The organism is Streptomyces sp. NPDC025651 (assembly GCF_055558735.1).
The window spans coordinates 1-26625 of record NZ_JBVHLZ010000009.1; the positions used below are offsets into that span (position 1 = coordinate 1).

General features: G+C 72.4%; 24 protein-coding genes and 1 pseudogene. 14 read left to right on the forward strand and 11 right to left on the reverse strand.

Features of this window, described 5'->3' with window-relative positions; translation table 11 throughout:
• The 5 genes and pseudogenes from ACZ4D5_RS28835 to ACZ4D5_RS28855 all read left to right on the forward strand — a co-directional run.
• Positions 1–106, forward strand: a pseudogene (locus tag ACZ4D5_RS28835) (fructose-bisphosphatase class II); the annotation flags it as partial.
• Between the two features lie 186 nt (positions 107–292).
• On the forward strand, positions 293–1711 hold the full coding sequence (locus tag ACZ4D5_RS28840) for a sulfotransferase family protein (protein ID WP_467775355.1): 1419 nt from the start codon (positions 293–295) through the stop codon (positions 1709–1711).
• Positions 1712–1749: 38 nt separating this feature from the next.
• Positions 1750–3144, forward strand: a complete 1395-nt coding sequence (locus ACZ4D5_RS28845; RefSeq protein ID WP_467775356.1) for a sugar porter family MFS transporter — start codon at positions 1750–1752, stop codon at positions 3142–3144.
• Between the two features lie 41 nt (positions 3145–3185).
• Positions 3186–4340, forward strand: a complete 1155-nt coding sequence (locus ACZ4D5_RS28850; RefSeq protein ID WP_467775357.1) for an acyltransferase family protein — start codon at positions 3186–3188, stop codon at positions 4338–4340.
• Between the two features lie 160 nt (positions 4341–4500).
• Positions 4501–4944 (forward strand): MarR family winged helix-turn-helix transcriptional regulator, encoded by a 444-nt coding sequence (locus tag ACZ4D5_RS28855; protein WP_467775358.1) that lies wholly within the window; start codon positions 4501–4503, stop codon positions 4942–4944.
• Positions 4945–5039: 95 nt separating this feature from the next.
• Here the strand turns inward: ACZ4D5_RS28855 and ACZ4D5_RS28860 are convergent, their stop codons facing one another.
• From ACZ4D5_RS28860 to ACZ4D5_RS28875, 4 genes are all read right to left on the reverse strand, one after another.
• Positions 5040–5834, reverse strand: coding sequence for an alpha/beta fold hydrolase (locus ACZ4D5_RS28860; RefSeq protein WP_467775359.1), 795 nt, complete (start codon positions 5832–5834; stop codon positions 5040–5042).
• Between the two features lie 116 nt (positions 5835–5950).
• Positions 5951–7603 carry an FAD-binding oxidoreductase gene (locus ACZ4D5_RS28865; RefSeq protein WP_467775360.1) on the reverse strand — a complete coding sequence of 551 codons (1653 nt, stop codon included), beginning with the start codon at positions 7601–7603 and terminating at the stop codon, positions 5951–5953.
• A complete protein-coding gene (locus ACZ4D5_RS28870) occupies positions 7600–8892 on the reverse strand; it encodes an MFS transporter (protein ID WP_467775361.1) in 1293 nt (430 codons plus the stop codon). Before ACZ4D5_RS28870 ends, ACZ4D5_RS28865 begins: the two co-directional genes overlap by 4 nt.
• Positions 8893–8947: 55 nt before the next feature.
• The gene (locus ACZ4D5_RS28875) at positions 8948–9856 is read right to left on the reverse strand and encodes an NADP-dependent oxidoreductase (RefSeq protein WP_467775362.1); all 909 of its coding nucleotides are present in this window, start codon (positions 9854–9856) and stop codon (positions 8948–8950) included.
• Between the two features lie 211 nt (positions 9857–10067).
• Between ACZ4D5_RS28875 and ACZ4D5_RS28880 the strand changes: the two genes are divergently transcribed.
• The 8 genes from ACZ4D5_RS28880 to ACZ4D5_RS28915 all read left to right on the forward strand — a co-directional run bounded on the left by ACZ4D5_RS28880 (position 10068) and on the right by ACZ4D5_RS28915 (position 17828).
• Positions 10068–11351: a sedoheptulose 7-phosphate cyclase gene (locus ACZ4D5_RS28880; RefSeq protein WP_467775363.1), complete on the forward strand. Its 1284-nt coding sequence runs from the start codon at positions 10068–10070 to the stop codon at positions 11349–11351.
• Entirely contained in the window at positions 11344–12135 is a 792-nt protein-coding gene (locus ACZ4D5_RS28885) for a cupin domain-containing protein (protein ID WP_467775364.1), read from the forward strand. The genes ACZ4D5_RS28880 and ACZ4D5_RS28885 overlap by 8 nt, the downstream gene beginning before the upstream one ends.
• Entirely contained in the window at positions 12132–12557 is a 426-nt protein-coding gene (locus tag ACZ4D5_RS28890; protein ID WP_467775365.1) for a cupin domain-containing protein, read from the forward strand. The genes ACZ4D5_RS28885 and ACZ4D5_RS28890 overlap by 4 nt, the downstream gene beginning before the upstream one ends.
• Positions 12558–12573: 16 nt before the next feature.
• Complete coding sequence (locus ACZ4D5_RS28895; protein WP_467775366.1) at positions 12574–13671, forward strand: zinc-dependent alcohol dehydrogenase; 1098 nt, start codon at positions 12574–12576, stop codon at positions 13669–13671.
• 138 nt (positions 13672–13809) lie between these two features.
• Positions 13810–14595, forward strand: a complete 786-nt coding sequence (locus tag ACZ4D5_RS28900; RefSeq protein ID WP_467775367.1) for an SDR family oxidoreductase — start codon at positions 13810–13812, stop codon at positions 14593–14595.
• A 38-nt stretch (positions 14596–14633) separates the two neighbouring features.
• Positions 14634–15731 carry a VOC family protein gene (locus ACZ4D5_RS28905; protein WP_467775368.1) on the forward strand — a complete coding sequence of 366 codons (1098 nt, stop codon included), beginning with the start codon at positions 14634–14636 and terminating at the stop codon, positions 15729–15731.
• Positions 15731–16756, forward strand: coding sequence for a ketoacyl-ACP synthase III family protein (locus ACZ4D5_RS28910; protein ID WP_467775369.1), 1026 nt, complete (start codon positions 15731–15733; stop codon positions 16754–16756). Before ACZ4D5_RS28905 ends, ACZ4D5_RS28910 begins: the two co-directional genes overlap by 1 nt.
• Before the next feature lie 46 nt (positions 16757–16802).
• Entirely contained in the window at positions 16803–17828 is a 1026-nt protein-coding gene (locus tag ACZ4D5_RS28915; protein WP_467775370.1) for a transaldolase family protein, read from the forward strand.
• 116 nt (positions 17829–17944) lie between these two features.
• Here ACZ4D5_RS28915 and ACZ4D5_RS28920 read toward each other — a convergent pair whose 3' ends face one another.
• The 4 genes from ACZ4D5_RS28920 to ACZ4D5_RS28935 form a co-directional block, all read right to left on the reverse strand.
• Positions 17945–19090, reverse strand: a complete 1146-nt coding sequence (locus ACZ4D5_RS28920; RefSeq protein ID WP_467775371.1) for an IS701 family transposase — start codon at positions 19088–19090, stop codon at positions 17945–17947.
• Between the two features lie 179 nt (positions 19091–19269).
• On the reverse strand, positions 19270–19911 hold the full coding sequence (locus tag ACZ4D5_RS28925; protein ID WP_467775372.1) for a TetR family transcriptional regulator: 642 nt from the start codon (positions 19909–19911) through the stop codon (positions 19270–19272).
• A 175-nt stretch (positions 19912–20086) separates the two neighbouring features.
• A complete protein-coding gene (locus ACZ4D5_RS28930; RefSeq protein ID WP_467775373.1) occupies positions 20087–21043 on the reverse strand; it encodes an NAD-dependent epimerase/dehydratase family protein in 957 nt (318 codons plus the stop codon).
• Positions 21040–21708, reverse strand: coding sequence for a ScbR family autoregulator-binding transcription factor (locus tag ACZ4D5_RS28935; protein WP_467775374.1), 669 nt, complete (start codon positions 21706–21708; stop codon positions 21040–21042). Before ACZ4D5_RS28935 ends, ACZ4D5_RS28930 begins: the two co-directional genes overlap by 4 nt.
• 180 nt (positions 21709–21888) lie before the next feature.
• Here ACZ4D5_RS28935 and ACZ4D5_RS28940 point away from each other — a divergent pair, with 180 nt between their 5' ends.
• Positions 21889–22764, forward strand: coding sequence for a ScbA/BarX family gamma-butyrolactone biosynthesis protein (locus ACZ4D5_RS28940; protein WP_467775375.1), 876 nt, complete (start codon positions 21889–21891; stop codon positions 22762–22764).
• Between the two features lie 81 nt (positions 22765–22845).
• Here the strand turns inward: ACZ4D5_RS28940 and ACZ4D5_RS28945 are convergent, their stop codons facing one another.
• The 3 genes from ACZ4D5_RS28945 to ACZ4D5_RS28955 are packed head-to-tail and all read right to left on the reverse strand — an operon-like array spanning position 22846 to position 26619.
• A complete protein-coding gene (locus ACZ4D5_RS28945) occupies positions 22846–23541 on the reverse strand; it encodes a formyltransferase family protein (RefSeq protein WP_467775376.1) in 696 nt (231 codons plus the stop codon).
• Between the two features lie 55 nt (positions 23542–23596).
• Positions 23597–24838 carry a cytochrome P450 gene (locus ACZ4D5_RS28950; protein ID WP_467775377.1) on the reverse strand — a complete coding sequence of 414 codons (1242 nt, stop codon included), beginning with the start codon at positions 24836–24838 and terminating at the stop codon, positions 23597–23599.
• Positions 24835–26619: a beta-ketoacyl synthase N-terminal-like domain-containing protein gene (locus ACZ4D5_RS28955; RefSeq protein ID WP_467775378.1), complete on the reverse strand. Its 1785-nt coding sequence runs from the start codon at positions 26617–26619 to the stop codon at positions 24835–24837. Before ACZ4D5_RS28955 ends, ACZ4D5_RS28950 begins: the two co-directional genes overlap by 4 nt.
• Positions 26620–26625 lie beyond the last annotated feature (6 nt).

The window sequence follows — 26625 nt, forward strand, 5'->3', positions numbered from 1 at the left end:
CCTGGTCATGCGCTCCAAGTCCGGCACCATCCGCAAGATCGACTCCGACCACCGACTCGCCAAGCTCCGCGCCTACAGCGCCATCGACTTCGACCACGCCGAGTAACCGCACGTTCGAAACGGGCACAGGAAGCGGAAGTGCGCCCCCACCGCCTTCTCCGCTCCCGCCCGCCCCGGCATCGCCGGCCCCGACCGCGTGACGCGACGCGGTCGCGCGGGTTCCGGCCGCCGGGCCCTGCACTGCGTACGCGGCCGCCAGGCCCTGCGCGCGATGAACCAGAAGGTGGGATTGATGAGCGAGCAGCATGTACGGCCGGCCCCTGCGAGGGAGTCCGCCGTGCGGGAGTCGGCTGCACGGGAGACCGCTCTACAGGAGTCAGCTGTACGGGAATCGGCCGTACGCGAGCCACTCGTACGCGAGTCAGCCGTACGGGAGTCCGCGCTGTCCTGGCGGCGCAGTGGAGGCGGTCCCGCCTGGGGCGCCCCGAGCCCGCGGTACGCGCCGGGCCCCGGCGACCTCGCACGGACCGCCGGGCAGCACCCGGCCGCCCCGCACCGGACGAAGCCCGCGCAGAGGGACCGCCTCGCGGTGAGCGACCTGCTGGAGCGGGTGCGCGAGGACGGCGAGGAGGGAGAGCCACGGCTGCGCTTCCTGCCCGCCCTGGAGCGGCTCGTCCTGTCGCTCGACGGCGAGGCGGGACTGCACGCGGAAGGACGGGCAGCCGTTCGCCGCGAACTCGCGGAGGCCCTGGCCCGCCAGCGTCAACTGGTCCGGCTGCTGCGGGACCACCCGACGATCGCCCTGACCGACATCCGGGCCCCGGTGTTCATCACGGGCCTGCCCGGCAGCGGCGCCGCGCTCCTGCACAACCTGCTGGCGGAGCACCCGGGCCTGGACGCCCCCGCCCTGTGGGAACTCGCGGACCCCGGCACCGAACTCGTCGACATCCAGCAGCGCAGGGCCGCCCTGCGCCGCGCCCGCTCGGACGCGGAGCGCGCGGTGCGGCCGACCCTGGGGCGCGGCGCGGGGCAGCTGCTGCGGCACACCCGCCCCGGTGGCTGCCACCGCCTCCTCGCGAACGCGTTCCACAGCATGATGGCCACGCTCACCTGGCGGGTGCCGGGCTACGGCGCCTGGCTCGAAGGCGCGGACCTCACCGAGGCGTACGCCTTCCACCGCGCCCAACTGCAGGCGGTCACCTGGCGGATCCCCGGCTCGACCCCGGTGCTCCGCGACCCCTTCCACTCCCGTCACCTCCGCGAGCTGCTGCGGGCCTATCCGGACGCCAGGGTCGTCCATGTGCACCGCAGTCCCGCGGACGTCGTGGGCATCTGCGCCGGGATCAGCGCGGCCCGGCGCGGCCGCACCGCCCCTGCGGGCGACCCGGGCCCGGTGGGCGCCGAGTGGGCCGCGCGCGCCGAGCGGCACTTCGCGGCGTCGGAACAGGCGCGGTCGGCCCTGCCCCAGGCCCGTCTTCTGGACGTCCGCCACGAGGACTTGGTGGCCGACCCCGTCCAGGAGGTGCGCCGCGTGCAGCGGTTCGCCGGAGTGACGTCCACCGCGCTCGTCGACCGCGCCGTCGCCGCGCTGGCCGCGCGGTCCACCAGGGCGGCGCGCGCCGCGCGTGCCTTCCGGCCCACGGAGTTCGGCCTCTCCCGCCGCCAACTCGACAGCCGCTTCGCCGTGTACCGCACGACGTACGGCGTCTGAAACCCCGACATGAGAAGAGAGAAGCAGAGGTGCCGCCCATGACGACCCAGGCCTTAGAGGCGACCGACGAAGAAGGAGTGACGACGGCGGCCGCCGACAGCAACCGGCCCGAACCGGAAGCGGATCCGCCACGGCGACTCGGCTTCGCCGTGGGCGTCGTGGCCCTCGGCGGGCTGCTGTTCGGCTTCGACACGGGAGTGATCTCCGGCGCGCTCCTCTTCCTGAAGACGGACTTCCAGCTGTCCGCCCTCCAGGAAGGCACGGTGATCTCCTCGCTCCTGCTGGGCGCCGCCGCGGGCGCGCTCGGCAGCGGCCGCCCCGCCGACCGGTGGGGCAGGCGCAGGACGCTGATCGTGATCGCGGTGACCTTCACGCTGGGCCTCGCCCTCGCCACCCTGGCCGCCGGCTTCTGGACCATGATCGCGGCCCGCGTGGTCCTCGGCCTCGCGGTGGGCTCCGCCTCGACGGTCGTCCCGCTCTATCTGGCGGAGATCGCGCCGCCCCGGCTGCGCGGCCGCCTGATCACCGTCAACCAGATCCTGCTCACCGCGGGGATCCTGGTGTCCTACCTCGTCAACCTGTGGTTCGCGGACGAGGCCAACTGGCGTGCCATGTTCGGTGTGGGCCTGGTGCCCTCGCTGCTGATGCTGGCCGGGCTGCTGTTCGTACCCGAGAGCCCGGTGTGGCTGAGCGGCCGTGCGCGGGAGCAGGGGAGCGAAGGGGGCGGGAGCGCGGGGCGCGAGGGCGCGGGGCGTGAGGGCCGAGGCGGCCACCGCGGCCATCTCGCCGACCCCACCGTGCGCCGGGCCCTGATGATCGGTCTGACGCTGGGCGCCGTACAGCAGTTCGCCGGGATCAACACCATCATCTACTACGCCCCCAGCATCATGCAGCGCGCGGGACTGCCCGCGACCAACTCGATCCTCTACTCCGTCGTGATCGGCGTGGTCAATCTGCTGATGACGGTGGCCGCCATCCCGCTGATCGACCGCGCGGGGCGGCGCCCGCTGCTCGTGCTGTCCCTCACCGGCATGGCGGTGGCGCTGATCCCGCTGGGCTTCGCCCTCAACGGCGACCTGGGTCCCGCCTCGCACCTCGTCGCCCTCGTCTGCATGGGGGTGTACGTCTCGTCCTTCGCCATCGGGCTCGGCCCCGTCTTCTGGATCCTCGCGGCGGAGATCTTCCCGCCCTCCCTGCGCGCCTGGGGCGCCGGGCTGTGCGCCCTGGTCAACTGGGCCGCCAACTTCGTCGTGGGGCAGCTCTTCCTGCCTGCGGCGGACCTGGTGGGCGAGTCGGTCGTCTTCTGGTTCTTCGCGACGGTCGCCCTGTCCGCCCTGTGGTTCGTGCTGCGACACGTCCCCGAGACCAAGAACCGCCCGTTCGACGTGATCCAGAAAGAACTCATGTCCCGCGCCCTTTCCACGCCCAAATAAATGCTTGATCATGCATTGTTCTTGCTTCTGAAGGAGCTTCCATGACGACCCACGCCAGACCCGCCGAGACGCCGGAGCTCGCCCCGCGACCATCGGGGTTCTCCCGGCTCCCCTCGCTGACCGGCATGCGGTTCATCGCCGCGGTGATGGTCTTCCTGTTCCACTCCTCGCTGACCACCGAGCCGCCGCTGAACCCCTTCAGCGGCACGGCGTCCGACCTCTACCACGCGGCCTTCACCAAGACCGGGTGGATGGGCGTCACCTTCTTCTTCCTGCTCAGCGGATTCGTGCTCACCTACTCGGCGCGGCCGGGCGACGCCCCGCGCAGGTTCTGGCGCCGACGCCTGGTCAAGCTCTACCCGAGCCATGTGGCCGGGTGGATCGGCGCCATGGTGCTCTTCGCCGCGGCCACCGCCACCTGGCAGCAGTGGCTGCCCAACCTGCTCCTGGTGCAGACCTGGATCCCCGACTACCACACCTACCTGAGCATCAACCCGCCCAGCTGGTCGCTCTCCTGCGAAGTCTTCTTCTACCTCTGCTTTCCCCTGCTGCACCACTGGATCAAGAAGATCCGGCCCGAGCGGCTCTGGGCCTGGGCGGGCGGCCTCGTGGCCGCCATCACCGCGATCCCCGCGCTCGCCTATCTCCTGCTGCCCGACGGCACGATGTCCAACGGCTTCCCCGTCTCCGAGGTCCAGTACTGGGCCGTCTACATGCTGCCGCCGGTGCGGACCCTGGACTTCGCCCTCGGCATGATCATGGCGCGCATCGTGATGAGCGGCCGCTGGATCCGCCTCGGACTCCTGCCGGCCTGCGCCCTGGTGGTCGTGGGCTATGCGGTCGCCAACGCCGTGCCGTGGCTCTTCGGTCTCAACGCCGCGGCCCTCATCCCGTTCGCGCTGCTCATTCCCGCCGCCGCCACCACCGACCTGCGCGGGGAGCGCTCGCCCTTCCGCGGCCGGGTGATGATCTGGCTGGGTGAGGTCTCGTTCGCCTTCTACATCGTGCACAACGTCCTGATGGTGTGGGTCCGTTCGCTGATCGGCGAGAGCGAGCTCTACGACGTGCCCGGCGGCGTCGGCGTCATCGGGCTCTACTTCGTGCTGTGCCTCGCGGTGGCCTGGCTGCTGCACAAGGGCATCGAGATGCCGATGATGCGGAGGTACAGCAAGCCCCGGCCGCGGGTCCGTGCCTGACGGCCCCGGCGGTCCACGGCCGGTGCGCGCTCCCGCGGGGGCGCGCACCGGCCGGTTCCTGTGTCGGAAGGTTTGCTCTATGCTTGCGGAAACAAGTTCATCGTTCGGCAGGGCCGTGCCGCGGCGGGTGCTGAGCACGGGACAGGGTGGTGCAGCGGACATGGCGGTGGGCGGACGAGGACGTCTCGGCGGTCAGCAGGAGCTGTGGCGACAGCTGTTGCTGCTCGTCAACGGCGTGGGGTCGACTCTCGACAAGAAGCTCCAGCGCCAACACGGCATCACCGCGTCGGAGTTCACCGCGCTGTCCATCCTCGCCGGCGGCACGCTGCGGATGCAGGAGCTGGCCGACTCGGTGGGCCTGAGCCAGTCCACGATGAGCCGCCTCGTGAGCCGCTTGGAGGCCGCGGGTCTCGCCGCGCGCACGGCGGGCGAGGAGGACCGGCGGGTGATGTTCGCCCACCTCACCGAGGACGGCAGGAAGCTGGTCGCACGGGCCCAGGGGACGTTCGCCAAGGAGCTGGAACTCGCCCTGGACGTCGCGGCGTTCGAGCCCGCGACGGCGTCCCTCGTGAACCGCCTGCGCCACGACCCCACGGCTCGCTGAGCGGCCTCGGCCAAGCGCTCAGCCGCGAGAGCCCTGTGAGGGGGCGGACCAAGGCCGCCCCCTCACAGGGCTCTACTCGTGCGGCGCCCGCCGCCTCACGCGGCGCTCGGCGCGGCCTCCCGGTGGATGAACTCGTTGATGAGCTCGGCCAGTTCGTCCGCCTTCTCGTACAGCGCGAAGTGGCCCGCGTCCAGCTCCGCGTAGACGCTGCCGTTGATCGCCTCGTGCAGCTCGCGCGAGTGCTTCACCGGCACCATGCGGTCGTGCTTGGCCCCGATGACCAGGGTCGGCGCGGTGATCTTCGGCAGCAGGTCGGTGATGTCGGTCGTCAGGTTGAGCGCGATCTGACGGCCGATGCCCGCCGGGATGCCGCCAGAGACGGCTTCCTCGACGCCCTTGGTGCCCATGACGTTCAGCTGCTCGTCGGTCCAGCCGTGCAGCTGCAGGAAGCGGCCGAAGGCCTCGTGGTCGAGCTGGTCGAGGCGGTGCCACAGGTCGAAGAAGATCCGCTGGCGCTCGTCGAGCGAGGCCCAGCCGGTCAGCAGGACCAGGTTGCGTACGAGCTCGGGGCGCTCGGCGGCGACCTTGGCCGCGACGACCGCGCCGAGGGACCAGCCCACGAGGTCGATCGGGCCCTCGGCGGGGCTGTCCTCGACGGCCGCGACGACCTGCTCGGTGAGCAGCTCCAGGGTGAGCGGGTCACCGGCGTCCTTGGTGGCGCCGCTGCCCGAGTAGTTGGGGGTGATGACGGTGCGGCGGTCGCTGAACTTCTCCAGCAGGTGCCCGTAACCGGCCGCGTCACCGCCGGTCCCGTGGACCAGTGCGAGCCCGGTTCCGGTGCCGGTGACGAAGTACTCCACCACCGAGTCGGACGTCGAGACTGTGGGCATGCCGTTCTCCTTTGTTGCTGTGTCTGTGTATTCGTGGGGCCGCCCGCACGGCCCGTGCCGTGCGGGCGGAGGACGCGGCGCGGGAAGACGGCCCGCGCCGCGTGGTCAGGGGGAACTCAGCGGCCGGCCTGGGGCTTGACCGACTGGGCGTGGCGCAGCACGCCGCGCGGGTCCCAGGTGGCCTTCGCCTTCTGCAGGCGGGGGTAGTTGTCCTTGTAGTAGAGCGTGTGCCAGGGGACGCCGGACTTGTTGTGGTCCGGGTCGCTCAGGTCGATGTCGGCGTAGTTGACGAAGCAGCCGTCGGTGACCCGGCCGGGCGCGGGCACGCCGCCGGTCGCCGCGTACACGTCGCGGTAGAACTCCCGTACCCACGCGAGGTTCTTGTCGTCCTCGGAGGCGTCCTGCCAGAACGCCAGGTACTGCAGCTTCATCACCGAGTCCCGCTGGGCCACCGCCGTCGCGTCCGCGCCGACGGCGTTGACGCGCCCGCCGTAGGCGGCGATCAGGAGCAGGGCCGCGGGGTTGCTGAAGTCGGTGCGGGTCAGGTGCCGGTACATGGCGGTGAGCTGGTCGTCGGGGAAGGAGGCCCGCATGTACGCGGACTTGTCCTCGAAGCGCAGGGTCGGGTCGCCGCCCGCGAACCCCGGCCACCGGGTGGCGTGCAGGAAGGGCAGCCGCTGGGTGGCGGTCTTCGGCGCGACGGGTACGCCCTTGCCGACCGCCGCGACGAACGCGTCCAGATCCCGCTGGGCGCCCGGCCTGGTCGCGTCGATCTGCGTCACCATCATGATGGTTCCGCTGGAGCGGTGGGTGACCTTGAGCTGGCTGAACAGGTCGAGGCAGGCGGAGTCGGGGGAGCCGTGGGCGGCGAACCAGTCGCCGTAGTTCTTCACCAGGCTCTTGAAGCCGGCCTGCGTCATGCCCTCCCAGGACCAGGTCACGGTGGAGGTCAGGAGCTCGGCGGGCGGGCGCGGGAGCAGCTTCGCCGGGTCCGTGCCACTCGCGCCGGGGGTGCGCAGCAGGTACTTGGTGACGATGCCGAAGTTCCCGCCGCCGCCCCCGGTGTGGGCCCACCACAGGTCGCGCAGCTCCGGGTCGTCGGAGTCGCGCGTGGCGAGCACCTTGCGGACGGTGCCGTCCTTGCCGACCACGACGACCTCGACGCCGTGCAGGTGGTCGACGGTGAGCCCGAACATGCGGGACAGGGCGCCGTACCCACCGCCGACGATGTGGCCGCCGGCTGCCACCGAGGGGCAGGAGCCGCCGGGCAGGGTGACGCCCCAGCGCTTGAACAGCGCGCAGTACACGTCCGAGAGCCAGGCGCCGGGCTCCACGACGAAGACCCGCTTCTCGGCGTCGAACGAGACGTCGGTGAGCTCCGAGAGGTCGATGACGACCTTGATCTCGGGGTCGGTGGTGAAGCCCTCGTAACAGTGGCCGCCGCTGCGCACGGCGACGCGCTTGCCCGCGGTGACCGCCTCACGGACGGCGTCGACGACCTGGTCGGCGGTGTAGACGAGGCGTACGTAGTCGGGGCGGCCGACCCAGCGCTGGTTGGTGCCGCGGATCAGCTCCTGGTAACGGGTGTCCGCGGGCCGCACGGTGATGGCGTCGAGGTCCGCCGCCACGGCCTCGGCGGCCACGGTGTCGGCCGCGGCGGCCCGCGCGTGTCCGAAGGCGGGGACGGCGTCGGCCGTGGCGACGGCCAGGGCCGTGCCGCCGGCCAGGGCGGACTGACGCAGTATGCGGCGCCGGGTGGGCTCACTCATCGGTTGCGCTCCAGGGAGAGTCGGTCGCCGGTGCCCGTGGCAGCGGCGGCGTCGGACGGAACGGGGGAGTGGGGGGTTGCGGAAGTCTGGGCGGCGTCGGTGGCGTCAGCGGCATCCGTGGCGTCGGACGGCGCGCGGCGCTCCGCGCGCCGGTCCACGGACAGCTCGCGCACGGCCAGCAGCATCGCGGCCCACGAGAGCAGCGCGGCGGCGGCGATGACGACGCGCAGCCCGAGGTCGAGGCCGAGCAGCCGGCCGCCGAACCAGGCGCCGAAGGCGATGCCGAGGTTGAAGGCGCCGATGTTCACGGCGACGGCCAGCGTGGGCGCGCCGTCGCCCGCCGAGGTCAGGATGCGGGCCTGCAGGGCCGGCATGACCGCGAAGTAGGCGGCGCCGAACACCACGAGCAGCGCGATGAGCAGCCAGGACACGCGCGCCCCGAGCGCCATCAGGGCCAGGTCGGCGCCGAGCACGGCGAGCACGCCCACCAGGGACGGCATCAGCGCGCGGTCGGCGAGCCTGCCGCCGATCAGGTTGCCGACCAGGGAGCCGCCGCCGAGCAGGAGCAGCAGCCAGCTCACGGTGGACGAGTCGAAGCCGCCGAGGTCGGTGAGGATCGGGGTCACGAAGGTGTACGCGGTGAACACCGCGGCCATCGCCAACGCGGTGATCACAATGGCCAGTTGGACCCGGGGCCCGCGCAGGACCCGCAGCTCGGCGGCGGCCCCGCCCTCGGCCCTCGCGGTGTCGGCGGGCAGCATGACCGCGACCAGGAGCAGGGCCACCAGGCTCAGCCCGGAGATGCTCCAGAAGGCGGCCCGCCACCCGAGGTGCTGCTCGATGAGCACGCCGAGGGGCACGCCGAGCACGGTGGCGAGGTTGAGGCCGACGGCGACCTTCGAGACCGCGGAGGCCTCCTTGCCCGGCGCGGCCATGCCGCTGGCCACCACGATGCACACCGCGAAGAGCGTGCAGTGGGTGAGGGCGGAGAGCACGCGGGCGGTCATCAGGACCCCGTAGCCCGGGGCCAGCGCGGCCAGGGCGTTGCTGACCACGAACAGCGTCATCAGCCCGAGCAGCAGCGGCTTGCGGGGGATCCGGCTGCCGGCCAGCGTGACCACCGGGCCCGCGATCACGACGCCGAGCGCGTACGCGGTGACGAGGAGGCCCGCGTCGGAGAGCGAGACGTCCAGGTCGCCCGCGATGGCGGGCAGGATGCCGGCGACGACCAGCTCGGCGGTGCCGACGCCGAAGACACAGAGCATCAGGGAGAACAGGGGCAGCGGCATGGCTAGTCCAAGTCGTAGAGAGGCGAGGGGAGTCGGGCCGTCCGGAGCGGCCCGCTCACTCCGCCGCGATCAGGAGCTTGCCGCGGCTTCCGCCGGCCGCCAGCCTGCGGTGCGCCTCGCCCACCCCGTCCAGTGAGAGCACCTCGGCCGTGCGCAGGGTGAGCACGGACTCGCCGACCAGACGGCTCAGCCGCGCGAGGCGGTCGCCGTCCTGCTCGACGAACGACATGCGTACGTCGATGCCGCGCTCGGCCACGGGCGGCTTGGTCGGCACGATCGAGACGGCGGTGCCGCCGTCGCGCACGGCGTCGACGGCGCCGGGCTGCCCCGCGGTCTCCAGGAGGTGGTCGGCAACGCCGTGCGGCACCGGGTTCTCGGCGGTGAACACCTCGTGGGCGCCGAGCGCGTGTGCCTCCTCGATGTCGCCGGGCCGCACCAGGGCGAGCACCTTCAGGCCCCGGTCCGCGGCCAGTTGGACGGCGAAGCCGCCGACCGCGCCGACCGCGCCGGTGACCAGGAGGGTGCTGCCGGGCTCCGGCGCGATCAGCTCCAGGGCCTGGTCGGCGGTGAGCCCGGCCAGCGGCAGGCCCGCGGCCCGGACCAGGTCGACGCCGCGGGGCGCGGGCGCCGCGAGGGCGGCGTCCAGGGCGACGTACTCGGCATGGGTGCCGACGCCCGTGGCCATCTGGGCGGACATGGCGACGACTTCGTCGCCCACGGCGAACCGGGTCACCCCGCTGCCGCACTCCGCGACCGTGCCCGACAGGTCCCAGCCGAGCACCATCGGGAAGGGGTGGCCGACCCGGCTCGCGGCCTGGCCCGAGCGCACCTCGATGTCGACCGGGTTCACAGCCGAAGCGGCCGCGCGGACAAGGATCTGGCCGGGTCCCGGGACGGGGCGCGGGAGTTCGGCGACGGTCAACTGCTCGGGACCGCCGTACCGGTGCAGAACGGTGGCGCGCACGACGTAACTCCTTTTTCCTGCTGACTATTGCTTGCGGAAAAAAATAGCAGTCGCTATCTAATGAACCCCTCGCCTGGCGCTGACCGCCCACCACTTGGCCAAGTCCACTTGTGGAGGGCGCACTCTGGGAAGTACATGCTTGACAATGCATATAAATGATCGACATCCTCCTGGCAGATCCCCCCAAGTCCGCTTCAACGAGAGGTGATTCATGTCTGTGTCCAGCTCTGAGCTCGTGGGCCTGACCGGCGACTCGGCGCAGGCTCTGTCCGGTCCCGGCCTGTACGCCTACAGCGAGCGGATCGACTCCTGGACGGTCCGTGCGACCAAGCCGGTCAGCTACGAAGTCAGGGTCGCGGACGGGCTCTTCGACCTCACGCGGACCGACCTCCTGGAGCCGGCGGGCGCCCCGGGGCGGCGCATCCGCAGATTCGTCGTGCTCGACGCCAACGTCGATCTGCTGCACGGCAACCGCATCCGCGCCTACTTCGACTACCACGACGTCGAGCACCACCTGTGCGTCGTCCCGGCCAACGAGACGGTCAAGGACTTCGACACCGCGGCCCGCATCGTCCGCGAGCTCGACGCCTTCGGCATCGACCGCAGGCGCGAGCCGGTCATCGTCATCGGCGGCGGCGTCCTCATGGACATCGTCGGCCTCGCCAGCAGCCTCTACCGGCGCGGCACCCCCTTCATCCGGGTGCCCACCACGCTGATCGGCCTGGTCGACGCCGGGGTCGGCGCCAAGACGGGGGTCAACTTCAACGGGCACAAGAACCGCCTGGGCACCTACTTCCCGGCCGACCTCACCCTGCTCGACCGGTCCTTCCTCTCCACCATCGACCGCCGCCACATCGGCAACGGGCTCGCCGAGATCCTCAAGATCGCGCTGATCAAGGACGCGCGGCTCTTCCGGCTCCTGGAGGAGCACGGCCCGCTGCTCCTCGACGAGAAGTTCCAGGGCGAGTGCGAGCAGGGCGAGGACGTGGCCCGCGAGGTGGTGCGCCGCGCCATCCACGGCATGCTCGAAGAGCTCCAGCCCAACCTGTGGGAGACCACGCTGGAGCGCTGCGTCGACTACGGCCACACCTTCAGCCCGACCGTGGAGATGCGGGCCCTTCCCGAGCTCCTGCACGGCGAGGCGGTCTGCATCGACATGGCGCTGACCACGGTCATCGCGCACCGCCGCGGCCTCGTCGACACCGTGGACCGCGACCGCGTCCTGGCCGTGATGCGCTCCCTCGAACTGCCCGTCTGGGACGAGCTGTTGAACCAGCCCGAGCTGCTGACCGCCGCGCTGCTCGACACCGTCAGGCACCGCGACGGCCTCCAGCGCCTCCCGCTGCCCCGCGGCATCGGCGAAGCGGTCTTCGTCAACGACCTCACCGAGCGGGAACTGCTCGACGCCGTCGCCGAGTTGGGCAACCTCGCGCAGGCTCCGGCGCGGGACCTCGACCAGGACCTCGTGCAGGGCAGGGAGGGCGGCCGTGTCTGACCTCCTGTACGCACCGGCAGGCGCCCGCGACGCCGTCGTCGTCGGCGATGTCACAGGGCCCGCCGAGATCCACGGGGTGCACGGCACCACGGGGGTCACCTGGTGGAAGTGCCTGGCGTCGGGCGCGGACCTGCGCGGCGACTGGGAAGCCGTCGAATGGGCCGGCATCCCGGCGGGCGGCGTCAGCGGCGAACACCGGCACACCCGCACCGAGGAGATCTACTTCATCCTCTGCGGCCGGGGCGAGATGTACCTGAACGGCGTCGGGCACCCCGTGCAGCCGGGAACGCTGATCCTCACCGGCCTCGGCACCGTCCACGGCCTGCGCAACACCGGCCCCGACGACCTCAACTGGCTGGTCATCGAGATGCGTTCGCCGCAGTTCGCCGCCGCGCTCGCCGCCGACCGCCCCTCGGTCGCAGGACCGCAGAACCCCGTGAACCCGCTGAAGGAGACCGAAGTGCGAGCCCGCCTCCACGACCTGCGCGCCGAGCGCTCCGTCGACCCGTCCGGTGTCTTCACCGGGCCCCTGCGCACCGTCGCCATCGAGACCGTCCCCGCCTCCGGGACCACCGAACTGGCCGCCGAGGGCTGCGAGCACATGGTGTTCGTGCTCTCCGGCACCGGCTGGGTCGACAACGGCTCGGGCACCGCGGAGCTGCGCCCCGGCACCGCCGTCACCCTGCCGCTCGGCACCCGGGCCCGGGTCGGCGCCGACCGCGAGGGCGAGCTGGAACTCTTCCACGCCGAACTCGCCGTCCCCGCCGCGGAGTCCGCCCGATGATCGTCAACAGCCAGGACCTGCCCGCGCGTTACCTGCGTACCGGCGCGCCGGACAGCACCTGGAGGTGCCTGGCCCGCCGCGGCATGCTGCACAGCGAGTGCGAGGCCTTCGAGCAGATACGGCTCGCCCCCGACACCGGCTGGACGCACGACGCCGACCACGGCACCGAGGTGACCCTCTACGTCGTCGCCGGGCGGGGCACGGTGGACGACGAAGCGGGACGGCGCCCGCTGGAGGCCGGGAGCGTCCTGCTCGTCCCCGCCCGCTCCGCGCTGCGCGTGACCGCGGGATCCGACGGCCTGAACCTCGCCGTCGTACGCGTCCTGCCCACCGAGATCACCGCCGAGTTGCCCGCCCGTGTGCCGGAGCTCCCGGCCCACGAGCAGACCGCGATTTTCCGCCCGGAATCCGACGGGCCCTGACCCAGGAGGGGATGCTTTGAGCGAACACCACGACAAGGTGCTGCCACCCACCGACGACCTGCTGTGCGGCCGCTGGCCGAACGGCTCCATGACTGCCGCGGCCGTCCTGGAGGCAGGCAAGGTCGGCCCGGTGCAGCTGGAGATACCGGGGCCCGAACTGGGCTACGTACTCGTCGCGCCGACCACCGTCGGCATCTGCGGCACCGACCTCGAACTGCTGCACGGCACCGCCAGCTACGTCAAGGACGGCCGCGCGGTCATGCCGCACGTGTTCGGCCACGAGTGGGTCGGGCGGGTCGTCGCCATCGCTGGCAACTGCCAGTACTCGCGCCAGCTGGACATCGGCGACCGCGTCGTCGGCCAGACGATGCTCTCCTGCGGCGGCTGCCGGGCCTGCCAGCGCGGCCACCGCAACGAGTGCTCCCAGCTCAAGGAGGTGGGCCTGTACGGCCAGCAGGGCGCGGCCGCGGAGTTCATCCGGCTGCCCGCCCAGTCGCTGACCAAGGTTCCGCCGGGCGTCGACGACTTCGCCGCCGCCCTGGCCGAACCCGCCGTCACCGTCCTCGCCGCGCTGGACAAGGTCGGTGTCTTCCCCGGCGAACGCGTCCTGGTCATGGGCACCGGCACCATGGGGCTGCTCGCCGTGCAGATGGCCCGCCGGGTCGCCGGCACGGTCGACGTGGTCGGCGTCGACGACGCCGGCATCGGCACCGCGCTGCGCATGGGCGCCGAACACGCCTTCCTGCCGGGCGAGGCCAAGGACGGCCGCTACGACGTCGTCATCGAGGCGTCCGGCGCGGTCTCCGCGCTCCTGGAGTCGCTGCGGGTCGCCGACATCGGCGGCCGCATCGCCGCGGTCGGCGTGCCGAACGCGACGCTGCCCTCGGTCGACGCGGCCGAGATGGTGCTGCGCGGCGTCACCATGGTCGGCGTACGGCACGGGCTCGACTACTACGAGCGCGCGCTGCGGCTCTTCGAGGAAGGCGTCCTGACCGCCAAGGGCATGATCGCGGACGTCTTCCCGCTGGCCGCCGCCGACGAGGCCTTCGACCTCCTGGAGAACGGCCGCAGGGCCGCCCCCAAGGTCGCCCTCTCGGTGACGTCCCGCCCCTGAGCCGAGGCGGCCCCGCCCCCGCGCACCTGACCCCGGCGCCGTCTCCCCACGCGGCGCCGGGGGCGGGGGCGGGACCGCCTCCTTCTTCTCCCTCCCCCTTCTCCCTCCCCTCGTACTCTTCAGAAAGGGCACACACTCATGTCCCGACCCATCGCCTTTGTCACCGGAGCCAGTTCGGGCATCGGCGCCGCGGTCGCCCAGGCCCTGGGCGCGGCAGGACACGACCTCGTGGTCGGCTACGGCCGGCAGGCCGCGGCCGCCAAGGAGCTCGCCGACACCGTCGCCGTACGGCACGGGGTGGACGCCCACACCCTCGGCCTGGACCTCTTCGACCCCGAGGCCGCGGGCGAGGCGCTCCGGGAGACGGCCGAGACCGTCGGCGGCATCGACGTCCTGGTCAACAACGCGGGCATCAACCGCCGCGCGTCCGTGACCGAGGAGACCCTCGACGACTGGCAGCGCGTCCTCACGGTCAACCTGACCAGCCCCTTCCACCTCTCGCAGGTCGCCGCGCGGCAGATGATCGCGCAGGGCAGGGGTGGCCGGATCATCAACATCACCAGCGTCCACGAGCACCTGCCGATCGGCGAGGGCAGCACGTACTGCGCCGCCAAGGGCGGACTCGGCGCGCTGACCAAGGCCATGGCCCTCGACCTCGCCCCGCACGGCATCACGGTCAACGCCGTCGCGCCCGGCGAGACCGCCACGCCCATGAACAACGTCCCCACCGGCATGGACGCCGCGCAGATCGCCCGCCCGGCGATCCCGGCGGGCCGCCCCGGCCGCCCGGAGGAAGTGGCCGCGCTCGTCGCGTACCTCGCCTCGCCCGCGGCCGCCTACACGACCGGCACGTCGACCCTCGTCGACGGCGGCATGGCGCTGACCGCCGCCGTCGCCAACGCCGCCCACGCGGGCAGCGTCTGAGCCCCGCAGCCCCACCCGACTCTCCTCTGGAGCACACCGTGTCAGCATCCCTGGCGACCGAGGCGCCCGTCGCCGTCATCCCGACCCTGCGCAACGTGGACCACTACGCGTACACCGTGCCCGACCTCGACCGCGCGGTGGACCTCTTCACCCGCGTCCTCGGCGCCGAACTGCTCTACCGGCTCGGCCCGGTCGAGGAGCCGGACAGCGACTGGATGGCGCGCCAGCTCGGCGTCCACCCCCGGGCGAGCACACACATCGCGATGCTGCGCTTCGGTCCGGTGAGCAACCTGGAGCTGTTCCAGTACACCGCGCCCGAACAGCGCACACAGGTCCCCGACTTCACCGACGTCGGCGGCCACCACATCGGCATCCACGTCGGCGACCTGGACCTGGCCCTGGACCGGCTCCGCGAGGAGCAGGGCGTACGCGTCCTCGGCGAGCCCCGCACCGAGACGGCGGGGCCGACCGCGGGCAACCGCTGGATCCACGTCCTGACCGACGGCGGGCTCCGCCTCGAACTGCGCGAGGTGGCAACCGGGTTGCCGTACGAGAAGGAGACCGAGGCCCGTGTCTACCGGCCCGCCGCGGACTGGAGCGGCCCCGGCCTGCCCACCGCGCGCGGCGTCGACCACGTCGGCTACACGGTCGAGGACCTGGACGAGGCGGTCGCCTTCTTCACCGGGCCGATGGGCGGCGAACTCGTCCACCGTTCCGCGAAGTCCGTCGACAAGGCCCTGGCGGCAGGCCAGTTCGGCGTCGACCGCCCCTTCCGCATCGAGACCGCGGTGATCCGGCTCGGCCCGGTCACCAACCTCGAACTGAGCAGCTGCGAGATCGAGGGGCAGCGCGTCGAGCGCCCGCGCAACAGCGACGTCGGCGGCCACCACCTGGCGTTCTTCGTCGACGACGTGGCGCGCGCCGCGGCCTGGCTCGACGAGCTGCCCGGCGCCGAGGTGCTCGGCGAGCCCCAGCTCATCGAGGACGGCGGCCCGATCCACGGCGACCGCTGGGTCTACTTCCGCGGCGTCGGCGGCTTCCAGCTGGAGGTGCTCAACATGCCGCCCGGCATGCCGTACGAGAAGCAGACCGCGGCCCGCAGGTTCGGTCCCAGCCCGCGGTGGAGCGACCGCTGATGGCGCGGGGAGCCGTGCGCTGGCACGACATCTACGTGGAGAGCGCCGCGGTGGCGCTCGGCACGGCCCAGACCAGCAAGGAGGCAGTGGCCGCGGGCCTGTTGGGCGCCGAGGAGGCCGAGACGAGCCGGCAGGTGTCGGTGTCGGTCAGCCAAGACCGCAGCGGGCCCGAACTCGCCGTCGCCGCGGGCGGGAAGGCGCTCGCCGCGAGCGGGCGCGACCCGCTGGACGTGGGGCTGCTCATCCACGCCGACTGCTGGTACCAGGGCCTGGAGTTCTGGAACACGGCCGCCTACGTCCAGCAGCAGGTCCTCGGGCACGGCGAGTGCGTGGCCTTCGAGCTGCGGCAGATGTCCAACGGCGGCGTGAGCGCATTGGAGACGGCCGCGGCCCGGCTCACCGCGGTGCCCGACACCGGCGCGGCCCTGGTCACCACCGGCGACCGCTTCGCCGGACCGGCCTTCCCGCGCTGGACCACCGACCGGGGCCTGGCCTTCGGTGACGCGGGCACGGCCGTGCTGCTGTCCCGGCGGCCCGGCGCGCTGCGCCTGGTGGCCACGGCCGCCTGGTCGCAGCCGCTGCTCGAAGGGCTGCACCGGGGAGAGGAGCCCTTCCGCGACAGCGCGGGACAGGCGGGGCCGCTCGACCTCGTCGCGCGGAAGAAGGGCTTCCTGCGGCACCACCCCGTCGAGGAGATCACCACCCGCAACGAGACCGGCATGCTCACCGCGGTCGAGAACTGCCTCGCGGCGGCCGGCGCGGAGATGAGTGACATGGCGGCCGTGGTCGTGCCGTTCTTCGGCGCCAAGCTGTCCCGGCTGCAGTGCCTGAAGCCGCTCGGCATCGAGCCCGGGGTCACGCTCCAGGACTGGGGTCTGACGATCGGTCACCTCGGCGCGGGCGACCAGCCGGCCGGCCTGGCGAAGCTCCTGGAGGAGGACCGTCTCGCACCGGGCGAGCGGGTGCTGCTCGTGGGGGTGGGCGCGGGGTTCAGCTGGACCTGCGCCGTTCTCGAACGACTGTGACATCGCGACGGTGACATCGCCGTGGGCGAGGGAGGGGAGCACATCCATGAGGAATGCGGTGAGGAGACTGTCCGGGGCGGGCGTCAGCGTGTGGGTGGACGCCCAGGGGGCCGCGACGGCTCCGGGCGACGACCACCTGTGGCGGCTGCTCGGGGAGAGCGGTGCGACCGGGGTGCGGATGGGGCCTGCCGGTTCCTGGCACCTCGACGCGGTCCGGGAGCTGTGCGAGCGGCTCGCGCCCACGCACCGTGAGAGCGCGGGCCGCGACGGGCTGGTGTCCGTCCCGGTCCAGGTGGGGGCGGACACGGACGTGGCGTCCCTGATCGCGCGGGCCCGTGTGCTGCGCTCGGCCGCGGACCGGCCCAATCTCGTCGTACGGCTGCCCGGCACCGCCGGGCTGCTTCCGGCGGTCACGGGCTGCCTGGCCGAGGGGATCGGGGTCGAGGTGACGGGCGTCCACTCGCCGCGGAGCTACGCGGACGTGGCCGACGCGGTCCTCGAAGGCCTCGAACGCCGCCTCGCCGCAGGGCACGGCGAGGAGCGCGGCGTCCAGGGCGGCCCCGTCGCGCTGATCGCCTTCGGGGTGGCCGCCGTGGACGAGCGGGTCGACGCCCGCCTCGACCTCATCGGCTCCGACGAGGCCAAGGCGCTGCGCGGCCGCGCGGGTCTCGCGGCCGCCCGGCTCGCCCACCAGACGCACGACATGACCTTCGGCTCGGCCCGCTGGGGAGCGCTCGCCGCGGCGGGCGTGCCCGAGCCGAGGCTGCTGTGGGTCACCGCGGCGCACGACGCCTCCCGATCCGCCTTCTACGCGGAGGAGTTGGTGACCACGGGCACGGTCAGTGCCCTGCGGCCGCCGGCCCTGCGCGCGGTCGCGGCGCGCGGCGTGGCGGGCGTGGACCGGGTCTGGCGCCACTACGCGGACGCCGCGCGGACCCGCACCTATCTGCAGTGGTTCGACATCTGCCTGGAGGACGTGGCGGGCACCCTCGCGAACGCGGCTTCCCCGGCCCCGGCCGTGCGGGTGGAACACGAAGGCGCCGCCCGGGAGTTGTCGGGGGCGGCGGCGTAAGGGCTCCGCTGGGACCGCCGCGATGTGCCGTTGGCCGTCCGCCGCATCGTCGTGGCTGGTCGCGCAGTTCCCCGCGTCCCTTCAGGGCGGGGAACTGCGCCTGGAGTTCCAGTGGTTCAGGCCGAGCGGAGCGCCGCGGACGGAGCCCGGTCGGCCGTCAGGCTGTGGTAGGCGAAGGCCGCGGAGACCAGAGTCATGTGGTGGTGCCAGCCGGGGTAGGAGCGGCCCTCGAAGTCGTACAGCCCGAAGTCGGCCGCCAGGCTGTGCAGGGTGTCCGCCGTGGCCGCCTGCGCGCCGACCAGGCCGAGGAGTTCCTCGGTGGACCGGTGGATCAGGTTGGTGATCCACAGCTGTCCGGTGCGCGGCCCGCCGGGGCCGGGGCGCGGTTCGACGAAGAGCCGGCAGGGCCGCGGGTCCATGCTCCGCTCCCCGGCGAGCCGCACCCACGCGCTGCCGGACCGGCCGCCGCGCGCCGCGGCCCTGCCCTGCGCCCGCAGCAGCCGCTCGGCGGGCAGCGCCGGAGTGGACTCGCGCCACCGCGGACCCCGCGGCGGTCCGTCGGGCACGAGGGGCAGCCCCGCGGGGACGGCGACGACGAACTCCCGGCCGCGGGCGCTCAGTCCCTGCAGGAGCTCGCCCGGGTCGCCGTGCCCGGAGATGTCCGCCACCACCGGAAGCGGCCGGTGCGGACTGCGGGCGACGAGGTTGTCGGCGAGGCTCAGTACGCCGGCGGCCACCGAGCGCGCCTTCGCCGCGTCGGGGATGCGGGCGCGCCGGCGCAGCACCGGGTCGTCCAGCCACGCGCCGGGCAGGTGCAGGGACCAGTCGACCGGGACCTCCCCGACCCCGGTCGACAGGAACGCGCCGATGGCCAGCTGGCAGCTGACGGAGCGCCCCAGCTCGGGGGCGAAACGGCGGTGCACCCCGCAGGACTTGGTGCCGCGCTTGGGCAGCACCACCGGGGCGATGGTCCAGGCCCTCGGCCTGGCGTACCGGTTGACCTGCCAGACCAGGTCCTCGCGCACCTCCGACCACAGCCAGGGGCTGGCGTTGACGAACTGGTGCAGGGCCTGGGAAGCGGTGGGCGAGTCCGAGACGGAGGCCGCGAGGCGGCGCATCGTCTTCTTGCCCGGTGTGACCAGCAGCGCCTGCAGATAGGTCTGGGCCCATCTGCGCTGATCCGCCCGGGGCAACCGGCGGAACAGCTCCTCGGCGAAGGCCGAGGACGACGCCGATTTTCGAGTCTCCTGCTGTACGAACATGCCCGTTCCCTCCCTCGTACCGGCCCGCTCACGGGCGACACCCCTAAAGAATAGAGAACGCTCGCTATTTTTTCTCGTCGGGGGTGTACCCGGCTCGCAACTTCGAGAGGTTGGTGCGTACTTTTGACGTGCTGGGTGCTGGGTGCTGGGTGCTGGGTGTTGCGGGCGGCGCTCTCACGTCACGCGGAGGCGCACCGGTTCCCGGAGCCGCTGAGCAGTAACTCCCACAGGCGGCGCACCTGTTCCTGGGCGCTGCCGTCGAGCCGCCCCGCCCGTATCACGGCCTCCGCGCCGGCCACCAGATAGATGACCAGGAGCTCGATGCCCGCCGGATCGCCGTACTCCGCGGCGTCCTTCGCGAACCTGTCGAGGAGTTCGCGCACCTGCGGCATCCACGCCGCGTGCCAGCTGTTCATCTCCGTGCCCGCGCGCTCCTGCCCGAGGCGCGCGGCCGCCCGCACGACGACGTCCTCCTCCAGGAGCCGGGCCAGCGCCACGGTCGACTCGACCAGAGAGCCCAGGCCTTGGGCGGGCCGCGCCGCGACGGCGCGCAGCTCCTCGCACGTGACGTCCGCGCCCTCGTCGCCCACGGCGGCGGCCAGATCGCCCTTCGTGGGGAAGTGGAAGGTCAGCGCCCCCATGGTGACGCCCGCGGCGGAGCAGACGCGGGCCAGGGACGTGCCCGCGTAGCCGTTGCGGTCGAACTCGGCGGCTGCCGCCGCGATCAGGGCGCGGCGGGTCTTCACTGCTCGTGCCTGGCTCACCAGGGCGCCGAGTGCGGACAGGCGCAGAGCGGGGCGGGGTGTGCGAGAAGCGAGCACAGAGGGCTTCGGGCGGACGGTTGCACGTCTCCTCCGGGCGGTGGTGCGGCGGTAACCGGAAGTTATCCCACCCCTGTGCCCAGGGCGTCGATGATCAGCCATATCGCCTACGGCTTTGGCAACTTGACCCTCCGCGCCGCATCCGCGGGCCGCCCCGGCGCTCCCGCCCGCCCCGCTAGGAAGTGCTCGCCCGCTGCTCCCGGTACCAGGCCGCGGCGTCGGCGAGGCGTTCCAGGGGCCCGGGGCCCTCGGGGCAGCCCGCCGCCCGCCAGATCTCCTCGCCGCGGTACCAGTGATCGCGTGCCAGGAGCGAGAACTGACGCTCCGACATGCGGCCGGGCGTCCGCTCGAAGCGGTCGAGGCACTCCTGCCACGTCCAGTCGTCGGCCACCGGATCGAGCACCCCGAGCGCCGTCAGGCGGGACATCAGGTCCCCGTTGCGTACGGGCACGGGATGGCTCGCGTGGTGCACCCCGGCGAGTCCGTCCCCCGGCGCGCACGCCAGGGCGACGATCAGCCGGGCGAGGTCGTCGACGTCCACCATGGACAGCAGCGCCCGGCCGCCGTCCCACTGCGCGGGCACGCGCGCCCGCAGCTCGGTCAGGCCCGGGACGACCCAGCGGTCCCCGCGCCCCAGGATCAGCCCCGGCCGCAGCACCGTCGCGCCCGCCGCGAGGGCCGCCGACTCGCCCTCAAGCCGCGTACGGCTGGCCGCGGATGTGGGCGCGGGGGTGATCTCGCCCACGGCGGGCCCGCTGTGGGGGCCGGGGCCGTAGACCGCGGCGGTGGACAGATGGACGATCCGCCCGATGCCGGCCCGCCGCGCCTGCGCCATCAGGGCCCTCGTGCCGTGCACGTTGACCGCCGCGCAGGTGGCCTCGTCCCCGCTGACGAGGGAGGCGAGGTGGATCAGGACGTCCGCGTCGCGCCCGACGTCGTGCAGGGAGTCGGGCGCCGTGAGGTCGGCGCTCTCCCAGACGAGGCCCGGCCACGCGGGGCGGCCGGACGCGCTGCGGGCGAGGGCCCGCACCTGCACGCCGCCCTCCTGCGCCCGCGCGGCGAGGAGTTCGCGGAGCACGGCCGAGCCGACGAAGCCGGTCGCGCCGGTGAGGATCACACGCAGCGGGTTCACGCGTCCGTCTCCTCGCCCTTGGCGGCCTTCGAGCCCTTGAGGGGGGTCGCCTCGGGGGACTTGGGCGAGAGGTCGAGGCGGGCGATCACCTCGGCGGGCGCGATGGCGGGCAGCAGATAGCGCCACATGGTGGTGATCCGCTGCGGGAGGTCGGCGCGCGCGCAGGAGATCTGCGACATGATCTGCGTTCCCGTGTACGAGCCGACCAGTTGCTGGGCGAACTCCGCCTCGTTCACGTCCGGCAGCAGTTCCCCCAACTCGCCCGCCCTGACCAGCTGTTCGCGGAAGTGCTCGGTCCACCAGTCGTAGATCGTGTAGTCCTGGAGGCCGGACTCGCTCTGCTCGACCGCGAGCCGCACGCCCGCGCGGAACAGGCTGTTGCGCTGCATCTCGAGGGCCAGGTACTGGGTCATGTCGACCAGCTGCTGCAGGCCGTCGTGCTCCTGCGGGAACTTCAGGTCGGCGGCCTGTTCGAGGATCACCGCGCGGGCCAGGCCCTCCTTCGACTTGAAGTGGAAGTACACGGCCCCCGCGGTGACGCCCGCCTGGTCGAGGATCTTGTTGATGCTGGCGCCCGCGTAACCCACTTCGTCGAACACCTCGGCGGCGGCGCGCAGCAGTACTTCGCGTGTTCGTTGGGCCCGTTCTTGCATCTGGCGCGCCATGCTCGCGGCTCCTGGTCTTTCGGCGTTTCTCGACAAACAAAAAGAATGACCTCTATGTTATGCGAGCGGGCCTCACGGCACCACCAGGGGCCTCGGTCGCATCGCATAACAGCACGTTGGGGAGAGTCAGTCATGTCGTTGCACCTCGCTCAGGACCGGACCACGGTTGTTCCGCAGGCCTTGACGCACAAGACAAACCAGGACGAAGTCCTGCTCGACCGCTGGGGGCGCACGGGGGACGACGCCTTCACGGTCACCGCTCACTGGCCTCGTACGCACGCCTTCTACGTCACCCGCCACGGCCTGCACGACCCGCTCCTGCTGAGCGAGACGATCCGCCAGACACTGCCGCTCATATCCCACGGCGCCTACGAGGTGCCGCTCGGACACCAGCTCCTGTGGCACGACTTCCACTGGAGCCTCGCGCCCGACGCACTGGCCGCCGAAGGGGACGGCGCCGAGATCGAACTGCGCATCACCTGCCCGGACGTCGCCTACCGCAGGACCCGGGCCGCGGCCATCACCATGCACGTCGAGGCCCTGCGCGACGGCGCCCCGCTGGCCACCGCCCGCACCCGCTTCGCCATCCAGGACCGCGCGGTCTACGAGCGGCTGCGCGGCGACTACGCCGACATCGCCGCGGTCAACGCCCGTGTGCTGCCGCTCGCTCCGCCCGCGCCCGCGGGGCCCGTCGGCCGTGAGCGCTTCGACGACGTCGTGCTCTCCAGTACCGACAGCGTCAACCGCTGGCAGCTGCGCGCCGACACGGCCCACCCGGTGCTCTTCGACCACCCCGTCGACCACGCGCCCGGCATGCTGCTGCTCGAAGCCGCGCGCCAGTCCGCCGAGGCCATGGCGCACCCCCGGCCGAGCGTGGTCGTCGGCATGGACTCGGTCTTCACGCGCTACGTCGAACTCGACAGCCCCTGCTGGTTCCTGGCCGAGTCGCTCCCCGACGACCTGGCGGGACGCGCCCGGGTCCGCGTGGTCGCCGAGCAGAACGACGCGGTCGCGTACTCCTGCGTGGTGACCCTCGCGCGGACCTCCGCGAACTAGCCGCGCACCGCGCGGGGACCGCGCGGTGCGGGGTGGCCCGGCGGAACGTCCGCCGGGCCACCCGAGGGGAACCGGGGGAGTTCACCCCTCGTGCAGCGCCCACTTGCTGCCGTCGACCCGCGCCTGTCCCGGCAGCGCGATGAGCTCCGGCTTGAACAGCGGCTTCGAGTCCATCGCGGGCTCCCAGGTCGCGACCTTCTCGTCCTGGGGGACCTCGATCCGCCGGTCCGCCGCGAGGTCGGCGACGACCTTCAGGAGCAACCGCACGCCGAGCGGGGCCAGATGCTCGCGCCACAGGCTCTGCGCCGTCGAGCCCGGGGGCACGAACAGGTGCTCCTGGGCGGCGAGCGGCCCCGCGTCGGTGCGCTCGGTGAGGTGGTAGACGCTCCCGCCCGTCACCTTGTCGCCGTCGCGGATCGTCCACCGGATCGCGTCCCTGCCGCGGTGCAGCGGCAGCAGGCTGGGGTGGTAGCCGATGGTGGCGACGGAGGCCCTGGCCCGTGTGCGGCGGCCCAGGAAGGCGTGCGAGTGCGCGGCGACGATGATGTCGACGCCGTCGGGGACGTGCGTGGCGCGCAGTTCGGCCGAGTCCGTCCACGGGATGTCCCGGGGGAACGCCCAGGAGCGCAGGCGGTCCCAGGACATCGCGTTGCTCTCGTCGGTCCGCCCCTTGCGCAGCCGGGGCGCGGCCGCGCCGACGATCTTGTGCCCTTCGTCCAGGAGGGCTTCCGCGACCTGCACCGCGAAGGCCCCCTGCCCGGAGACGTAGATGTTCATCCGCGCTCCCGCTCGACGTGGTCGAGGGCGCCGCCGCCGTCGAAGGGGTTGCCGCTCATCGGTCGACCTCTTTCAGTCCGGAGTGATCGGGCAGGAACCGCACCGGGAGCGTGGAGAACCCGGTCAGGAAGTTGGACCGGATGGGCAGTGCCTCGTCGGTCTGCTCGAAGCCGGTGGTGAAGTCCCGCAGCGCCCGCAGCAGTTCGGCGATCTCCACCTTGGCCAGGTAGGAGCCGACGCAGAAGTGCGGGCCGTAGCCGAAGGCCATGTGCTTGTTGGGGGTGCGGCCGAGGTCGAACTCCCCGGGCCGCGCAAAGACCCGCTCGTCGCGGTTGCCCGAGGCGTGCCACAGCGTGACGATCTCGCCGGGACGCAGCGTCACGCCGTGCAGTTCGGTCTCGCGCACGACACCGCGCCCGAAGTGCATCGTGGGCGAGGCCCAGCGCAGCACCTCGTCGACCGCGGTGTCGACCGCGACCTCGCCGTGCTTGAACCGCCGCCACTGCCCGGTCTCGGCCGCGAGCGTGCGGACGCAGTCGATCATCGTGAGCCGGCTGGTCTCGTCGCCGCCGATGATCAGGCTGTAGCAGTTGAGCACGACGTCCTCGTCCGACAGCGGCACACCGTCGATGGAGCTGCCGACCAGCATGCTGATCACGTCGTCGCCCGGTGCCTCGCGACGCTCCTCGACGATGTCCATGAAGTACATCAGGATCTCGTTGCGGGCCATCTCGGAGTCGACCTCGTCGACATCCTCGTCGTCCGTCGACAGTGCGGTCTTGGTGAGGGAGAGCAGGAACTCCCGGTCCTGCTCGGGGACTCCGAGCAGGTTCGAGATCGTGGTCATCGGGATCCGGCTCGCGATCCGCTCGGCGAAGTCGCAGCCGCCGGACTCGACCGCCTCGCGGATCCACTGCCGGGTGTTGGCCCGCACCGTCACCGCGACCTCGTCGAGCACCCTCGGCGAGAGCACCCGCTGAAGGATCTTGCGCAGCGCGTGGTGGCGGGGCCCGTCGGTGACGGCGAGCATCCGCCCCGCTCCGGCGTCACCGCCCTCAAGGAGCGTCACGAGCACGTTGCCGCGCTCGGACGTGAAGTTCACGTTGTCCCGGTAGGCGGCCATGATGTCGTCGTGGCGGGAGAGCACCCAGAACCCGCGGCGGCCGTCGACCGGAGGGTTCCAGTGCACCGGGGCGGTGTCCCGCAGACGGCGCCAGAACGCGTCGAGGTCGTGGTCGGCGAAGGTGTCGGGGTCGCCCAGGTCCAGGGTGTCCAGTGCCGGTGAGCTCATGGTCACCAGTCCGTACGCCAGAACCGGCGCGGCTGGAACGGATACGTGGGCAGCGGCACGCGGTGGCTGGTCTCGCCCTGGTGCAGAGACTCGAAGTCCACCTGGTGGCCGGTGACCCAGGCGGCGGCGAGAGCGGACAGCTCCGGCGCGTCCGTGCCGCTCGCCACGATCCCGTGCTCACCCGTCCGGAAGGAGTCCGCGTCCACCCGAGGCGCCGCGGCGGTCTCGGTGACCGTGCCGCCCGCGGATTCGCCCGACAGCGCGGCGATCAGCTCCTCGCGGCCGCGGACCACGGCCGCCCAGCGGCGGGTCATCACCTTGCGGCCCAGGTTGAGGCTGAAGCAGATGTCGTCGAGACGCAGCTGGGGGTTGGCGATCAGCCAGTCCTTCAGCCGTGCGCGCTGCCGGGCGAGGGCCTCGTCGTCCAGCGCGGAGAGCGTGGCCAGGCGGGGCCTGCCCCCGGCCTCGGGGGCACGCTCGGCCGGGGCGGGTGCCTCTTCGAGCACCAGGTGGGCGTTGTAGCCACCGCCGCCGATCGAGGTGATGCCCGCGCGGCGGATGCCGGACTCCGTCTCCCAGTCCGCCGTCTCCAGCTGCGGCACGAACGGGGTGCTGGGCAGGTCGAGGTCCTCGTTGACCTCGGTCAGGTTGATCGTCGCCGGAAGCGTCCTGTGGTGCAGCGACAGCGCGGCCTTGATCGCGCCGAAGCCGCCGGAGACCACACCGCCGTGGCCCACGTTGCCCTTGACGCCGCCGATCGAGGTGGTGGCGGTCTGCTTGCCGAACGCCATGCTCGCCGCGTGCACTTCGAGCTCGTCGGTCATCGGCATGCCGAGTCCGTTGGCCTCGTACATGGAGACGGTGTCCGGGGTGACGCCGCCGACCTCCATGGCGGCTGCGATGCACGCGCTCATCCGCTCGGGCTGGGCCAGACCGTAGGCCATCACGCTGACGCCGTTGTTGTTGACCGCCGAGCCCTTGACCACCGCGTAGATGTGGTCGCGGTCGGCGACGGCCTGCCCAAGGGGCTTGAGCAGGACCGTGACGACACCGCTGGAGAGCGCGGTGCCGGTGCCGCGCGCGTCGAACGGGCGGCAGTGGCCGTCCTTCGACAGGATGCGGTTCTCCTCCCACAGGTGACCGCGGGGGTGCGGAAGGCGGACCATCGAGCCGCCGGCGATCGCCATGTCGGTCTGGCCGAGCAGCAGCGACTGGCAGGCCAGGTGCACCGAGTAGTGGAAGCCCGCGCAGACCGCGGCGACGGTGACGGCCTCACCGGTCAGGCCCATGTAGAAGAGGGCGTTGGACGTCATGGTGTCCGGCGACCACGCGAGGCTCGCCTCGATCGCCTCGGGGCCGACCGAGACGCGGTCCGGCGGGGAGCTGTAAAGGGCGGCGGTCTGCGGGTTGTTGGCGCCGTACATGCCGATCTCGGCGTTGATCCGGTCCGGGTCGTAGCCGCCGTCCTCCAGCGTCTCCCACGCGCTCTCCAGGAACAGCCGGTTCTCCGGGGTCATCGCGGCCGCCATCCGGTCGCTGATGCCGAACACCGACGGGTCGAACTTGTCGTACGTGTCGAGCACGCCGCAGGCCCGCACGTAGAACGGGCTGTGGATCAGGGTCTCGTCGACGTGGATGTCGTCCTTCTCCAGGAACGACACCGTCTCCCTGCCGTGCACGAGGTTGTCCCAGAACTGCTCCTTGGTACGGGCGCCGGGCGCCCGCAGGGACATGCCGATGACGGCCACGTCGCCCGGGTCGTAGTCCTGCTCGGGGCTTTCGGTCATGGAAAG